The organism is Streptomyces sp. CY-1 (assembly GCF_047218265.1).
Lineage (GTDB): Bacteria > Actinomycetota > Actinomycetes > Streptomycetales > Streptomycetaceae > Streptomyces > Streptomyces niphimycinicus.
The window spans coordinates 10,630,551-10,644,448 of the sequence record NZ_CP178393.1; the positions used below are offsets into that span (position 1 = coordinate 10,630,551).

At 71.5% G+C, this 13,898-nt stretch carries 15 protein-coding genes; 2 read left to right on the top strand and 13 right to left on the bottom strand.

Features of this window, described 5'->3' with window-relative positions:
• Positions 1–9 precede the first annotated feature (9 nt).
• On the bottom strand, positions 10–1,113 hold the full coding sequence (locus ACK1X7_RS44945; protein ID WP_385156987.1) for a Gfo/Idh/MocA family protein: 1,104 nt from the start codon (positions 1,111–1,113) through the stop codon (positions 10–12).
• 498 nt (positions 1,114–1,611) lie between these two features.
• On the opposite strand from ACK1X7_RS44945, the gene ACK1X7_RS44950 reads away from it, so the two are divergent.
• The gene (locus tag ACK1X7_RS44950; protein WP_413116656.1) at positions 1,612–2,829 is read left to right on the top strand and encodes an ROK family protein; all 1,218 of its coding nucleotides are present in this window, start codon (positions 1,612–1,614) and stop codon (positions 2,827–2,829) included.
• A gap of 51 nt (positions 2,830–2,880) precedes the next feature.
• Here the strand turns inward: ACK1X7_RS44950 and ACK1X7_RS44955 are convergent, their stop codons facing one another.
• From ACK1X7_RS44955 to ACK1X7_RS45000, 10 genes are all read right to left on the bottom strand, one after another.
• The gene (locus ACK1X7_RS44955; RefSeq protein WP_385156993.1) at positions 2,881–3,693 is read right to left on the bottom strand and encodes an IclR family transcriptional regulator; all 813 of its coding nucleotides are present in this window, start codon (positions 3,691–3,693) and stop codon (positions 2,881–2,883) included.
• Between the two features lie 151 nt (positions 3,694–3,844).
• Positions 3,845–4,165, bottom strand: coding sequence for an indolepyruvate ferredoxin oxidoreductase subunit alpha (locus ACK1X7_RS44960; protein WP_014057389.1), 321 nt, complete (start codon positions 4,163–4,165; stop codon positions 3,845–3,847).
• A 1-nt stretch (position 4,166) separates the two neighbouring features.
• On the bottom strand, positions 4,167–5,186 hold the full coding sequence (locus ACK1X7_RS44965) for an NAD(P)/FAD-dependent oxidoreductase (RefSeq protein ID WP_413116657.1): 1,020 nt from the start codon (positions 5,184–5,186) through the stop codon (positions 4,167–4,169).
• Between the two features lie 236 nt (positions 5,187–5,422).
• On the bottom strand, positions 5,423–5,818 hold the full coding sequence (locus ACK1X7_RS44970; RefSeq protein ID WP_361507599.1) for an acyl dehydratase: 396 nt from the start codon (positions 5,816–5,818) through the stop codon (positions 5,423–5,425).
• Entirely contained in the window at positions 5,815–6,351 is a 537-nt protein-coding gene (locus tag ACK1X7_RS44975; RefSeq protein ID WP_385157074.1) for a hypothetical protein, read from the bottom strand. The genes ACK1X7_RS44970 and ACK1X7_RS44975 overlap by 4 nt, the downstream gene beginning before the upstream one ends.
• Positions 6,348–7,130, bottom strand: a complete 783-nt coding sequence (locus ACK1X7_RS44980; protein WP_351901510.1) for an IclR family transcriptional regulator — start codon at positions 7,128–7,130, stop codon at positions 6,348–6,350. Before ACK1X7_RS44980 ends, ACK1X7_RS44975 begins: the two co-directional genes overlap by 4 nt.
• 16 nt (positions 7,131–7,146) lie before the next feature.
• The gene (locus ACK1X7_RS44985) at positions 7,147–8,010 is read right to left on the bottom strand and encodes an alpha/beta fold hydrolase (protein WP_385157077.1); all 864 of its coding nucleotides are present in this window, start codon (positions 8,008–8,010) and stop codon (positions 7,147–7,149) included.
• On the bottom strand, positions 8,007–8,987 hold the full coding sequence (locus tag ACK1X7_RS44990; protein ID WP_390794973.1) for a catechol 1,2-dioxygenase: 981 nt from the start codon (positions 8,985–8,987) through the stop codon (positions 8,007–8,009). The genes ACK1X7_RS44985 and ACK1X7_RS44990 overlap by 4 nt, the downstream gene beginning before the upstream one ends.
• On the bottom strand, positions 8,984–10,321 hold the full coding sequence (locus ACK1X7_RS44995) for a M20 family metallopeptidase (protein ID WP_385157083.1): 1,338 nt from the start codon (positions 10,319–10,321) through the stop codon (positions 8,984–8,986). Before ACK1X7_RS44995 ends, ACK1X7_RS44990 begins: the two co-directional genes overlap by 4 nt.
• A 114-nt stretch (positions 10,322–10,435) precedes the next feature.
• Entirely contained in the window at positions 10,436–11,653 is a 1,218-nt protein-coding gene (locus ACK1X7_RS45000) for a Rieske 2Fe-2S domain-containing protein (protein ID WP_385157086.1), read from the bottom strand.
• Positions 11,654–11,897: 244 nt separating this feature from the next.
• On the opposite strand from ACK1X7_RS45000, the gene ACK1X7_RS45005 reads away from it, so the two are divergent.
• Positions 11,898–12,851: a quinone oxidoreductase family protein gene (locus ACK1X7_RS45005; protein ID WP_385153960.1), complete on the top strand. Its 954-nt coding sequence runs from the start codon at positions 11,898–11,900 to the stop codon at positions 12,849–12,851.
• Positions 12,852–12,940: 89 nt separating this feature from the next.
• On the opposite strand, the gene ACK1X7_RS45010 is transcribed toward ACK1X7_RS45005, so the two are convergent.
• Both ACK1X7_RS45010 and ACK1X7_RS45015 read right to left on the bottom strand, forming a co-directional pair.
• Positions 12,941–13,339 carry an acyl dehydratase gene (locus ACK1X7_RS45010; RefSeq protein WP_385153963.1) on the bottom strand — a complete coding sequence of 133 codons (399 nt, stop codon included), beginning with the start codon at positions 13,337–13,339 and terminating at the stop codon, positions 12,941–12,943.
• Entirely contained in the window at positions 13,336–13,812 is a 477-nt protein-coding gene (locus tag ACK1X7_RS45015) for an FAS1-like dehydratase domain-containing protein (RefSeq protein WP_385153966.1), read from the bottom strand. The genes ACK1X7_RS45010 and ACK1X7_RS45015 overlap by 4 nt, the downstream gene beginning before the upstream one ends.
• Positions 13,813–13,898: the final 86 nt, after the last annotated feature.

Genomic DNA, 13,898 nt, shown 5'->3' on the forward strand with positions numbered 1-13,898 from the left:
GGGCGGGTGTCAGACGGTGAAGCGGGCCTCGGGGCGCTCACATGAACTGGTCAGCGTCACGGACCGGCCCTGCTGGGCGGAGTCCTCCAACGAGCAGAGGGCTTCGAGGACATGGAAGGCGAAGGCGGCGTTGGCACGGTGCGGCCCGCCCTCGACGGCGCCTGCGAGATCACGGACGCCGAGCCCGCGGCGGGCCTGCTCGCGCGTTCCGACGGCGCCGAAGAGTTCCAGGGCCGGTTCCAGGACGGTCCATTCGCCATCGCCGTGCCGCCGGACCCGCACATCACCGTCGAAGTGGTTCGGGTTGGCCAGCGAGAGGGTGCCCTCGCTGCCGTAGATCTCGATGTACGGCAGGTCGCTGTCCCAGACGTCGAAACTCATCTGGGTGGTGGCGATGACGCCGGAGGCGAAGGTGAGCACGGCGCCGGTGTGGGTGGGGATGGTGACGTCGATGGTCTCGACGGTCCGTCCGGGGGCGGTGACCGTGCGCCGGGGCACGCCTATCCGGCCGGCCGCGGAGATGGTGGAGACGGGGCCGAGGCAGTTGACGAGGATGGCCAGGTAGTACGGGCCCATGTCCATCACGGGGCCGCCACCCGGCTGGAACAGGAAGGCCGGGTTGGGGTGCCAGGTCTCGGCCTTGCTGTGCCCGATGAAGGCGGTGGCGCCGATGGGGGCGCCGATCGAGCCCGAGTCGATCGCCTTGCGCGCGGTCTGGGCGGCGCTGCCGAGGAAGGTGTCCGGCGCCGAACCGAGGACGCGCCCGGTGCGGGCGGCCGCCGCGAGGACGGCCTCGCCGTCGGTGACCGTGGTGGCCAACGGCTTCTCGGCATAGACGTGTTTGCCCGCTTCCAGGGCTGTGATGACGGTGCGGGCGTGGTGGACCGGCGGCGTCAGGTTGATGACGATGTCCACCGAGTCGTCGGCGTACAGCTCCGCGTCGTCACCCCAGGCCGGGATGGCATGCTCGGCGGCCGCCTGCTTCGCTCGTGCCACATCGATGTCGCCCACCCGCACGATCTCCAGCTCCGGGTAGCGGGCCAGGCCGGTCACATACCGGCCGAAGATGTTGCCGCTGCCCAGGATGCCGATGCGATGGGTCTCTTTGGCCATGGCCGGGGTTCCTCTCCCAGGGAGTGATGCGTGAGGTGTTCGGATATGCGAGTGATCGACACCTTTGTGTGGAGTGTCGGTGTATCGCCGGGTTGGCGAGTATTCAAGGGCCCCGGCGGGGCCGGGACGAGATGAACAGTCCGCTCAGTGGAACGCGGGTCGATGTGTTTTCCGCGGTGCTCAACGTGTGTTGTGGCGGGTCACGCTTGAGAAAAGGGCAGGCCAGGGCGGTGTGCGCGGGTCGCGTACGGTCGCGGCACGGGTGCCGCGGAGGCGGGCAGCGCCTCGTGGAGCGGTCCACCGCCATTGACTTCGGGAACTGGGATTGCTAGAGGACGGCCCTCTTCTGACGGTTGACTGGGGCGTGTTCGCCTCGCCCAACACCTTCGTTTAGTTCGGTTACCTCGAACAAGAGGCAGTTGTTAATTTTCCTTGCAAACTAATAACGTCTTAAAGGAAGGCTGGTCGCCGGTGATCCACGACGGCTAGGTTGAGGAAATGCGTGAAGATGACGGTCGTTCCGCCGACCGGGCACTGCTGCCCGCGGTCCCCGTCGGACTGCGCAGAGTGCTGGACCTCGTGGTGGCCGGTGAGGCGACGAACCGTGCCGAGATCGCGCGGCGCAGTGGTCTGGCCCGCTCCACCGTCGGCCAGCAGGTGGACCAACTCCTCGGCCGCGACATCCTCCAGGAGCTGGAGTCCGGCGAATCGGTGCGCGGGCGGCCCCCGCGGCTGCTGACGCTGAGCCCGCGGGCGGGAACCATCGCCGTCGCCGACGTCGACAACCTGGAGACGCGGATCGCGATCGCCGACCTCGGCGGACGCATCCTCGCGCGGGACACGGTGCTCGTGCGGATCGACGCGGGGCCGGAAACGGTCCTGGAGCTGGTGTGCGACCGGCTGTTCGCCCTGCTGGAGCGGTCCGGGTGCGATCCGGACCGGGTCCGCCAGGTGGTGATGGGGCTGCCCGCCCCGGTGGACCCGTGGCGCGGCTCCCCGCTCCGGCCCAACGGCATGCCCGGCTGGGACGGCTTCCCGGTCGCCGAACGGCTGCGGACCCGGTTCCGCGCCCCCGCCCAGGTCGACAACGACGCGAACCTCATGGCCCTCGGCGAGGCCGTGCACGCCCGCGCCGAAACCCCGGTGCTCTGCCTCAAGATCGCCACCGGGATCGGGGCGGGGCTCGCCACCTCGGAGGGCCGGATCTACCGCGGCGCGGACGGCGCGGCCGGCGATGTCGGCCACATCCGGTCCCTCGGCGGCGGCACCGCCCTGTGCACCTGCGGCAACGTCGGCTGTGTGCGCGCCATCGCCTCGCACCGCGCCGTACTGCTGAACCTGGGCATCCCCGAGTCCACCGAGGAGGACCCGCTGCACGGGGTCCACGAACTCGCGGAGCGCGTCGCGAACAACGACCCGCCCGCCGTCCGGGCCCTGCGGCAGGCGGCCACCGAGATCGGTGAACTCGCCGCCATGCTCGTCTACATGTTCAACCCCCGCACCCTGGTGCTCGGCGGGCCGCTCAGCGAACTGCGCGACGACCTGCTCTCCGGGGTGCGGGCGGTGGTCTACCAGCGCGCCCTGCCACTGGCCACGCGGAAGCTGACCATCACCACCACGCAGCTCGGCGCCGCCTCGGCCCTGCACGGTGCGGTGGCCCTCGCCACCGGGGACGTCTTCAGCGAACGCGGGATAGCCCGGCTGCTCGTCGACTGAGGGCTACGGGCCGGGGGCCACGGACCAGGGGCTCCGGACCGGGGCTGTGGGCTACGGCTCGGTGCGGTATGCCTCGATCACCGAGAGCCGGGTGGTGACGGCCTCCGATGCGGTCCGCAGCGCCGCGACCGTACGGGGCACGTTCTGGCGTGCCGTGGGGGCGACCACCGACAGCGCGCCCAGGTAGGCGCCGTCCCGCGGCCCGCGCACGGGCACGGCCACGGCGGTATAGCCGAGCCGGTGCTCCTCGCAGTCGGTGGCGTAGCCCTGCTCCTGGATGCGGACGAGTTCGCCCGGGAGCCGGTCGGCGGTGAGGGTACGGGCGGTCATCCGGCGCATATGGGGGGCCAGCCGCGCCAGCGGGTACTGCTCGGGCAGCAGGGCCAGGGTGAGCTTTCCCGGGGCGGTGCTGTGCAGTTGGAGCAGCCGTCCGCCGATCGAGGCTCCGGCCCGGTTGCGGTGGCGGCCCGCGTTGTCGATGCACAGCAGCTCGCTGCCGTTCGGCACGGACAGGCTCACCGGGCTGTCGAGGGCCTGCGCGAGGTTCTCCAGGGCAGGTCGTGCGGCGTGGCGCAGGGTGCGCTGCCGGGGCGCGCGCAGGCCGATCGAGTACAGCAGCAGGCCGAGCCGGTAGTCCGAGCCGTCCCGCTCCAGCATTTCGCAGGCGACGAGGTCCTGGCAGAGCCGGTGCACCGTGGCCTTGGCGACCCCGGTGCGGGCCGTCAGCTCCGTGAGACTGAGGGCGAGGTCGCCGTCGCCGAAGGCGGACAGGATGAGCCCGACCTTGCCGAGGACGGACCTGGGGGACCGCCCGTCCGGCCCGGCTTCCTCGCCGTTGCCACGAGGCACCGATGCAGTCGTCACGACATGCCCTCCTCGCCCGCTGGTGTGCCTCGACCAAGGACACCATTAGTTCTGAGGATGGACAATATAGAGATTTTTTTGCCTGGTAGGAATGGTGTGAGTGGTCAGAATCCGGCGGGGGCCACCGGCTGGAGCGCCGCGTCCGGTGCGCTCAGCGGCCCCCCACCAGAGCGGTGTCGGCGCCCAGCGGGCCGACCGCCCCGGCGCCACCGGGGGTGCCCAGCGGGGCGTCCCGGCCGGGCAGGACCTCCTCGAAGAACCGCCGGTTGTCCGCGCGGTGCTCGGGATCCGCCTTCCGGTCCACGGTGATCGCCTGCTCCGGGCAGGCGACCTCGCAGGCGCCGCAGTCGATGCACTCCACCGGGTTGATGTAGAGCTTGCGCTCGCCCTCGTAGATGCAGTCGACCGGGCACTCCTCCATGCAGGACCGATCCATGATGTCAACGCAGGACGCGCCGATGACGTAGGCCATGTCAGTTCTCCTTCTCGGTGGAATGCCCGGGGAACAGCGCCGCCTCCGGATCGATGACCGTGGCGGCGTTGTTGACGGCCGTGGCGGCCTCGCCGAAGCCGACGGAGATCAGGCGCACCTTGCCCGGGTAGTCGGTGATGTCGCCGGCCGCGAAGACGCGGGGGAGGCTGGTGGCCATGTGGGTGTCCACGGCGATCCGGCGTGCCTCCAGGGCGAGGCCCCAGTCCCGCAGCGGGCCGAGGTCGGCGATGAAGCCGAGGGCCGCCACCACGGTCTGCGCGGGGAGGCGCGTGGTGTCCTTCGTCACGCGGTGGCGGATCTCGACCTCCTCCAGCAGCGCGCCGCCGTACAGGCCGCTGACCTCGGAGTCGGTAAGGATCTCGATGCCCAGTGCCCGGACCTTCTCCACCGACGCGCGGTGGGCGCGGAACCGCGCTGTGCGGTGCACCAGCCGGACCGAGCGCGCCATGGGCGCCAGCAGGGCCGCCCAGTCGAAGGCGCTGTCGCCACCGCCGACGACCACCACGTCATGGCCGGCGTGGGCGGTGGGGTCGGGCACGAAGTACACCTGGCCGCGGCCGAGGAAGTCCTCCCCGGCCGGCAGCGGACGGGGAGTGAAGGTCCCCACGCCACCGGTGATCACCACCGCCCCGGCCCGCACGGTCGTCCCCCGGTCGCTGCGGACCACGGGCAGGCCGTCGTCGTAGGACAGCTCCGTCGCGCGGTGGCCGAGGAGGTAGCGGGTGCCGTGTGTCTCCGCCTGGGCGACCAGGTTGTCGACCAGGTCGCGGCCGCGGACCGAGGCGAATCCGGCGATGTCGAAGATCGGTTTCTCCGGGTACATCGCGCTGATCTGGCCGCCCCGCTGGGGCAGCACATCCATCACGGCGACCCGCAGTCCGCGGAAGCCCGCGCAGTAGGCGCCGTACAGGCCCGACGGGCCGGCGCCGATGATCAGGATGTCCGTCTCGACCACCGCCGCGTCCTCCGCGGCGACCGGCTCAACGTTGAGAACGCTCATGAAAAGGGAGCGTAGGCAGGCCCGGATCACGGTCCAATGGAATCGGTCCGCCTGCCGGGACACGGCGAGGAACCGGTGGCGCCGGGACACGGCGAGGAACCGGTGGCGCCGGGACATGGCGAGGAACCGGTGGCGCCGGGACAGCGTGGCCCGGACACACCGGAGCGGTGGAACCCAAGGCCCCCGTCAGCCTTGGGTCCACCGCTCCCGCTCCCGCACCCGGACGAGCCGGGCTCTCACCCGGCCAGCGTCACCTCCACCGTCCCCGTGACGCATTCGGAGCCGTCGGCCTTGAGGATGCGCGCGTCCAGCCGGACCCGCCCGCCCTCGACCGAGGACACCGTCGCGGCCCAGGTCAGCTCCTCACCGGCCACCGCCGTGGCCACGTTGCGCCACGCCACCGACTCCAGCCGGGCGCCCGGCCCGGCCCACTCCAGGGCGTTCCGGCTGAGCGTCTCGCCGTGCAGCGTCGACTGCACCACCGTGTCGGGAAACCCCTCCGACGCGGCGAACGCGGCGTCGTAATGGATCCGGTGCGCGTTCCACGACACGGCGCTGAAGCGGAACAGTTGCACACTGGTGTGGGCGTACCGGCGCGGTGGACACTCGGTCCCGGCAGCGGGCGCCGTCATCGGTCACCTCCGGTGGCGTCGAGCACCACGATCGTCTCGTCCACGGACGTCAGCTCGCTCCCGTCGGGGGCCAGGAACCGGGTCCGGACGCCCAGGAGGACGAACTCACCCGACCGTCCGCGCTTGTGCCGCGCGGAGACGACCGCACGGGCCGCCGTGATCCGCGTTCCGGCCACCGGGGGCCGGACCAGGCGCACCGACTGGCCGCCGTGCACCTGGCGCACCGCGAGACCCTCGGTGCACGGCGACTCACGCTGGGCGAGGCCATCCGGCCGCAGTTCGTCCTCCGGCGGGCCGTCCTCCCAGCTCATGGTGGCCGCGAGGAACAGGGCGGGCGCCTCGACGGGGCGGCCGTCCGCTTCCAGGGCGCGGGCCCGGCGGATATACGCGCCGTCGTTGAGGGCGGCGGCGTAACGGCAGAAGTCCTTGACCGTCGGGGTGCCGCAGTCCTCCTCCCGCCACTGGTCGATCAGCCCCCGCGCCCGTGCCAGCACCTCTTCCAGGGCGGGGGAGGACACGACGGGCGCCGTCACAGCGCCGACCTCAGCGAGCGGCTGATGCCAAGGCCCGCCGTACGCAGCGCGCTGGCGTGGGCGATCGCGTCCACCCGGTAGGTCGGCGCCGTGATCGACAGGGCCCCGGCGAGGGTGTTCTGCCGGCCGAAGACCGGGACCGCCATGCTCATATAGCCGAGCCGGACCTCCTCCGCCTCGGTGGCGATGCCCTGCTCGCGGACGCGGTCCAGTTGCGTGCGCAGCCGGCCCGGAGAGGTGATGGTGTGGCGGGTGAACGGCTTGAGGCCGCTCCTGACCACCTCGCCGAACAGGCTGCCGGGGGAGTGGGCGAGGATCGCCTTGCCGGTCGCCGTGCAGTACAGCGGAAGCCGCCCCGCCACCCGCGACTCCTCGCTCAGCCCCCGGTGGGGGAGGATCTTCTCCAGGTACACCACGTCCAGCCCGTCATGGATGGCGAAGTGGATGGTCTCCCGCGTGGCCAGCAGCAGATCCTCCATATACGGCTGGGCCACCTCCCGCAGGATGCGCTGCCGGTGCACCCGCTGCCCGATCTCGAACAGGCGCAGCCCGAGCCGGTAGTTGCAGCCCGCCCGCTCCAGCAGCCCCCATGCGACCAGCTCCTGGGACAGCCGGTGGACGGTCGCCTTCGCCACTCCCGAACGGCGCACCAGATCGGCGAGCGAGAGCGAGTCGTCGTCGGCGGTGAACGCCTCCAGGATGGACCGGACCTTGCCGAGGACGGAGTTCATCGGGTCGGGACAGGTTCTGACGGCTTGGTCGATGGGGACTACGGTCATGGCAGGAACCTCACGATCAGGTGGCCGAGGACGCGGCGAGGAACTCCAGGCTGAGCGGGTTGTACAGATCGGCCTTCTCGTGCTGCGGCCAGTGGCCGCACTCGTTGAACACCTCGAGCCGCGCCCCGGGGATCGCGGCCGCGATGGCCTCGGCCTCCGGCACATCGCCCAGCGGGTTCTTGTTGCCCCACACCACCAGGGTCGGCGCCTTGATCCGGCCCATCCGGTCGGGCCGCAGCAGGTTGCGCTCGCGGGCCTCCGGCTCCTGGAGCGCCAGCAGATTGTGCAGGTTCCGCTGGAAGTCGGGGTGGTGGTAGATGTCGTAGCGGATCCGGGTCAGCTCCTCGCCCAGTTCCTCGTCCCAGTGCGCCCACAGCAGCCGCAGCCGCTCCCGGGTGAAGGCGATGTCGTCCTTGAGGGCCGCGTCGCTGGTGGACGTCTTCAGCCGCTCCATGATCGCCGGGTTGATCTTCGTGCCGCCCATGCACAGCAGTTGGAGGGAGGCGACCCGGTCCGGGTGCTCGCTCGCGGCCCACGACCCCACCCAGCCGCCCAGCGACTCGCCGACCAGATGGGCGCGCTCGGCGCCGACGGCGTCCAGGTAGGCCATCAGGTGCTCGACGTACAGGGGAATCTCGGCCGGGCGGTCGGGCTTGCCCGTGTAGCCGTGGCCCAGCATGTCGATGGAGTGGCAGCGGTAGCGCTCGGCATGCGCCGGGATGTTCCGTACGAACGCCTCCAGGTGGCCGGTCGTCCCGTGCAGGAACACCACATGCTCGCCGTCCTCGGGGCCGGCCTGTAGGGCGCGGGTCTTGAAGTCGCCGGTCTCGACGTAGGCGTGCCGGTAGTCGATGCCCGACAGCTCGTTCCAGATGCTCATGACTGCCTTTCGCTGGTCTGCGCGGGGGTCTGTGCGGGGGCCTGTGCGGGATCGAGGACGGCGACCCCCATGCCGGTGAGCCACTCGGGCATCGGTTCATAGGCCAGGCGGCGGCCCGGGATGTGATCGAGCAGCGCGGACATCAGCAGCCAGGTGCGCAGCTCCTGGGCGCCGTTGCCGGCCACCTTCTCCAGTTCCGCGGTGGTGTACTCGGTGATGCGGTGGGCCTGTCCGCGTTCCATCCAGGACAGGATTTCCTCGTCGAACTCCGGGTTGAGCGACGCCTCGGCGGCCCGGATGATCTGGCGGCGGCGCACGTCGTAGTCCTGCCAGTTCTCCCGGCCGTTGAGCCAGGCCCCGACCATGAACTCCTCGTCCTCGCCGTTCGGGTCGCGCCAGTCCGGCCAGGGCAGCCGGTGGGACAGCCCGCCGGAGCCGATGACCGCCACCCGGCGGTCGCCGGGGAAGGCCAGGACCGCCTCCCGGATCGCCCGGCCCAGTTGTTCGCAGCGCGCCAGGGTGGGCAGCGGCGGCGCGAAGACGTTCACCACGAGCGGTACGAGGTCGACGTCGAGCCCGTCGAGCAGATACTGGACGGCGTGCGACTGGCCGTGGTCGATCTGAAGCCGGGCGGAGAACGCCACGTCGAAACCGGACCGCTCCACCAGCGAGCCCGCGAGGTACAGGGCCAGCTCCCGGTCCACCGGCTGCGGGCCCTTCGGGGTGCCGGACTCACCGCTGGCGATGCACTCGTCCACCCCGATGGTGAAGCTGGGGATCAGGTCGAGCCAGAACCCCCGGAAGTGGTTGGAGCCGATCAGGATCACCGTGTCCGGACGGGCCGCGGCCAGCGCGTCCCGCGCCTGGCCCAGCGCGTCCCGGAACCGCTCGGCGCGGTCCTTGTGGTACGTCTCCTCCCAGTGGGTGTTCATCAGCGTGCTGTGCGACGCTCCGACGCCCAGGACGATCTCGGTCATGCCCCTGCTCCTTCCAGCTCGTCGCGGGACCGGGTGGCGGTGTCCACGGCCGTGCGGATCAGATGGCGCGTGAGCTTCTCCATGGCCCGCAGCGACACCGTGTTCATCCCGCGGGCGAAGTCGATCTCGAACGGCGCCTCGGCCACCTTGGGCATGCCGACCCGCACCGTGGGGATGCCACGGCCACGCAGGATGTTGGCGTCGGTGGCGCCGCTGTTCCCGGGGATCACCTCGTGCTCGCGCCCCTCCAGCGCCTCCCAGGCGGCCGTGGCGCTGCGGTGGATCCACGTTTCGCGCGGGGTGCGGGTGCCGGGGATCGCCAGCACCATCTCCGCCCGGACGTCGAGCCCGGGCGAGGCGGCCCGCAGCGCGGCCAGCGCGTCCATGAACTCGCGCTTGGCCCGCATCGGTGTGATGTCCGGGCTGATCCGCAGGTCCACCATCAGGGTGCACACGGCGGGGGTGACCGCCGCCATCCGTGGCCAGCCGCCGCGGATGGAGGAGACGATGCCCTGCGGCGCCACCGTGCCCGAGGTGTGCCGCTCGGCGTACCCCTCGAACCACTTCTCCAGGTACGCGGCCACCTCCCCGGCGCGGGCGATGGCGTTGTCGTACGGGAGCCGGTGGCGGGAGCCCGCGTAGGTGTGGGTGCCGCCGACCGTCACCTCGAACCAGACCAGCCCCACCTCGTCCCACGAGACGGTCCAGCCGGGCTTGGCGATGACCGCGTAGTCGGTCCACACGCCCTGCTCCAGCAGGAACGAACACCCGGCGCCCTGGCCGGTGTTGAGGCGCGTGCCCACGGGCCGGGCGTTGGTGGGCATCCCGCCCGCGCCGAAGGCCGCGACCAGGTCACCGGTGAGCGGGACACCGGCCAGCGAGATCGCCTCGATGGCCATCATCACGCACGCCGCGTGGCCCTTGGGGTTGGAGGCGCCGAGCCCGGTGACCAGATCGTCGTACACGGTGGCCGCGGGGCGCATGTCCTCGCGCAGCTCCGGTCCGATCCACGGCACGTCCTCGCTCTCCTCGCCCACCGTCAGGGTGTCGATCGGGGCGTAGAGCATGAGGTCGGGGCCGGTGCCGTCACCGGTCAGCCGCCCCCAGGCGTTGGCCTGGCGGTCATCGAGGGGCTGGATCGCCGCGTGGCACCCGGCGGCGCGCAGGGTGTCGGCGATATGAGCGGCCAGCGGGCCCTCGTCGCCGGTCGGGCTGGGAATGTTCACCAGGCCCGTGATCAGCTCGCGGAGCCGGTCGGCGCTGATGTGGCGGGCGGCGTCGAGGGCCCAGGAGCGCCGTCGGTCATCCAGTCCCGCCAAGCCGTCGGCGGTCACTGGTTGATCCTGTGGACCTGGGTCATCGTGGTCCGCGCGATGCGCTTTGTGGCCAGCGGGATCCCGACGGCGATCGCGGCGCCCAGCAGCAGGGTGAACAGTTTACGGAACATGTCATGCCTTCTCTTCGGGTGCGGATCCGCCGTCGGCCGCTGCCAGCTTCTTGCCGTACTCCTCCTCGCTCAGATTCCGCCAGGCGGTGAGCGAGATATCGGGCCGGTAGAGCTTCTCCGGCGGCGCGTCCGTGACATCGACCATCCACGCGTCCTGGCCGGAGAACTGGCCGTGGAACAGCCAGCGGATCGCGCCCAGGTACTTGGCGTAGAAGCGCAGGGTCTCCCAGCCCTCGGTGAAGTTGACCATCACACCGACATAGCGGTGGTTGTCCTCGTCCACCGGGACGTAGAACTCGTAGTGGATGAACTTGGGGTAGGCGATGCGCAGCACGCCCGGCATCGACAGCGAGGCGAACCCGGGGAAGTCCTGTGCCTCGATCGTCGGATCGACGCTGTCGGCCTTGCCGGTGTTGCCGATGTTGAAGGTCTCCTTGGGCGGCTGCATCTTCCACCACCGCTTGTTGGACCAGCGGCCCACCCCCGGGAACTCGGCGTCCCAGTGGACCTCGTCCTGGACCCGGAAGATCCACCGGCCGCGCGGCACGATCCGGGTGATGTTCCAGGTCGGCATGGGCTTGAACAGCCGCCACAGGGCCGTGCGGTGCAGATACTTGGCGTGGCCCTCGTCGAAGCCGTTCTCGCAGGCGAACCGCCAGTTGCCGCCGCGCGGCTCGATCCGTCCACCCATCACGAAGGCGTTGGAGACCAGTTCCTCCGGAAGCTGGGAGTCGATCGGGTGCGGCTCCTCGCCGGCGATCGGGATGTACACCCACACCATGCCGAGGCGCTCCTCGACCGGGTAGGTGCGCACTCCCAGCTTGCCGGTGAGCCGGCACCCGGGGCCGTCGGTGATGACCGCGGACAGCTTCCCGGTGGGCAGATCGAAGGTCCAGCCGTGGTACGGGCAGCTCACCGTGCCGGGGAACTGCTGGTTGCCCTCGGACAGCGGCACACCGCGGTGCGGGCAGCGGTTGTGCAGGGCGTACGCCGTGCCGTTGTCGCGGATCAGCGCGATCCGCTCGCCGCAGATGGTGAACGGCAGCGGCTTCCCCGTGACCTGGCTGGACCAGGTGACCGGATACCAGTAGCCGCGGAAGCCCGCTGCCGCGCCGTCGTAATGGGGCCAGGACGACCAGTCCTGGCGACCGGGCTCGGCGGGTTTTCTGCGGCGGCTCCGGGCGGGGGTGGCCGTGTCGGGAGAGTCCTCGACCGTCATCGTGCGTGTCCTCCTGCTGCCGGTTTTCGGTGGACCCGAGCATCCGGCGCGGCGCGGATCCGCCCAAGGGATCCGGTCCGCTGAGCAGACCGCACCCTCCTCGGCGGAAGACGAGAGGAACACGCGGCGGCGCGTCCCGCTGAGCGGACCCGTCCCGGTGCGCGGACGGCGGGGCGCGGTCTAGCGTGCGCGGGGTCCGCCACCACCGAACACGGCCATGAGCCCGTGGATACGGAGCGAAAACGTGAGCCACCCGACGTCACAATCCCTGGTGCTGGAGGAGTTCGGCACCCTGCCGCGGCTCGTCGAGCGGCCGGTCCCCGAGCCACGGCCCGGCCACACCCTGGTGCGGATGGCGTCGGCCGCCGTCAGCCACCTCGATCTGAACGTCGTCGACGGCAAGTTCGGCATCCTCCCCGACCTGCCGTCGATTCCCGGCACCGCCGGCAGCGGCACCGTCATCGCCTCCGACGTCCACCCCGAGGGGAGCCTCGTCCTCCTGCGCGGGAAGGCCCTCGGAATGCGCCGCGACGGCGCCTGGAGCGAGCACGCGCTGGTCCCGGACGCCGCCGTGGAGGCCGTGCCCGAGGGCACGGACCCCGCCATGGCCTGCTGCTACTTCTCGCCCGCCGGGACGGCGTGGGCCTCGGTGCACGCGGTGGCGGCCGTCCAGCCCGGCGAGCGGGTCCTGGTGACCGGGGCGGCCGGTGCGGTGGGCGCGCTCACCGTGCAGGTCGCGGCCCGGGCCGGAGCCGAGGTGATCGGCGTGGTGGGCCGCCCCGCCAAGCTGCCGCACGTCCCGGCCCCCGCCAAGGTGGTGCTCGCCGCGGACCTGTCCGCCGACGCGGTCGGCGGCCCGGTGGACGTCGTCATCGACACCGTGGGCGGGCCGGTCCTGCGCGACTCGCTGCCGCTGGTGCGCCCCCGCGGCCGGGTCGCCCTCGTCGGCTACACCGCGGGCCGGGAGTTCACCGTGGACCTGGCGGACTTCCTCCTCGCCGATGTGTCGCTGCTGCCCGTGAACCTGATGACCCGGGGGAAGGAGGTCGCGGCCGACACCAAGCGGATGCTGGGCGACCTCACCTCCGGGGAGCTCACGCTGCCCATCGAGCACCATCGCATCGACGGCCTGGCGGAAGCCGTGGCACGCCTGCGGTCCGGGGAGGCGATCGGCAAGGTGGTCCTCGATCTCGGCTGAGGGACGATCCCGGATCTCGCCCGAGGGCTGGTCCCGCGCGGGCGATCCCATCCCGACCCCGGGCGATCCCATCCCGACGCGGCGCGCGGTCAGCCCATCAGGACCACGGCCGTGCCCCGGCAGCACACCACATCACCCTGCCCACCGTGCTCGACCAGCTCCAGGGTGACCCGCCCCGTCTCCGGATCGACCTCGCCGACCGTGCCGCTCACCACGAGCCGCTCCCCGGCGAGGGCCGGGGCCCGGTTCTGCCACCCGACCTCCAGGACCTGCCCGCCCGGGCCCGCGAAGCCCATGGCGGCCCGGTGCATCAGACAGCCGTGCAACTGCGCCATGACCACCGGGCCGTCCAGCCCCTCGGAACGCGCGAACCCGCTGTCGTAGTGGATGCGATGGGCGTTGCGGGTGACCGCCCCGAACCGCAGCAGGGTGACGGCGTCCGGGGTGAACTCCACCGGTGGTACGGGCTGCCCCGTGTGAACCCTCATCGGACGATGAACCTCTCCCGCACCAAGACGAGCGTGCCCCGCTCCGCCGTGTACGTCTTCTCGACGGTCAGCAGCAGGAACGGCGTTCCGCTGCCCTTGCGCTCGACATCCGTGAGGACCCGGCGGACCCGGATCCGGTCGCCCGCCCGCACCTCGCCGCTGAACCGGACCTCCTGGCCGCCCGCCATCAGCCGCACATCCAGGCCGTCGGTGCCCGGGACCTCGTCGCGGTACATGCCGTCCGGCCGGAACTCGTCCTGGCCGGCGCCTCCCGCGCCACGCAACAGGCTCACCAGGTACATCGGGTGGACGGTGAAGCCGGGGTGGCCGGGGTCGACCAGATGCGGGCCGGTCTCCCCGGCCGAGCGCGCGAACTCCGCCGCGTCCTCGGCCCGTACGACCCCCAGATCCCGGTGTTCCGGGCGGCCGATCGCCGCCCTGGCCCGTTCCTCGGCAACTTCCCACGCGGACATGTACTGCCTTTCTGCGGACGACTGCCGCGGACACGTCTTTCGCGGCCCCGGCCTTCGCGGACGCGCCTCATCGCGGACACGTTGGT

Excerpts from the sequence above, each read along its gene's own strand:
- ACK1X7_RS44985 (WP_385157077.1), bottom strand. The coding sequence starts at position 8,010 with ATGAGCATCTGGAACGAGCTGTCGGGCATCGACTACCGGCACGCCTAC.
- ACK1X7_RS44950 (WP_413116656.1), top strand. The coding sequence starts at position 1,612 with ATGCGTGAAGATGACGGTCGTTCCGCCGACCGGGCACTGCTGCCCGCG.
- ACK1X7_RS44970 (WP_361507599.1), bottom strand. The coding sequence starts at position 5,818 with ATGACGGCGCCCGCTGCCGGGACCGAGTGTCCACCGCGCCGGTACGCC.
- ACK1X7_RS45000 (WP_385157086.1), bottom strand. The coding sequence starts at position 11,653 with ATGACGGTCGAGGACTCTCCCGACACGGCCACCCCCGCCCGGAGCCGC.
- ACK1X7_RS44960 (WP_014057389.1), bottom strand. The coding sequence starts at position 4,165 with ATGGCCTACGTCATCGGCGCGTCCTGCGTTGACATCATGGATCGGTCC.
- ACK1X7_RS44990 (WP_390794973.1), bottom strand. The coding sequence starts at position 8,987 with ATGACCGAGATCGTCCTGGGCGTCGGAGCGTCGCACAGCACGCTGATG.
- ACK1X7_RS44980 (WP_351901510.1), bottom strand. The coding sequence starts at position 7,130 with ATGACCGTAGTCCCCATCGACCAAGCCGTCAGAACCTGTCCCGACCCG.
- ACK1X7_RS44965 (WP_413116657.1), bottom strand. The coding sequence starts at position 5,186 with ATGAGCGTTCTCAACGTTGAGCCGGTCGCCGCGGAGGACGCGGCGGTG.
- ACK1X7_RS45010 (WP_385153963.1), bottom strand. The coding sequence starts at position 13,339 with ATGAGGGTTCACACGGGGCAGCCCGTACCACCGGTGGAGTTCACCCCG.
- ACK1X7_RS45015 (WP_385153966.1), bottom strand. The coding sequence starts at position 13,812 with ATGTCCGCGTGGGAAGTTGCCGAGGAACGGGCCAGGGCGGCGATCGGC.
- ACK1X7_RS44945 (WP_385156987.1), bottom strand. The coding sequence starts at position 1,113 with ATGGCCAAAGAGACCCATCGCATCGGCATCCTGGGCAGCGGCAACATC.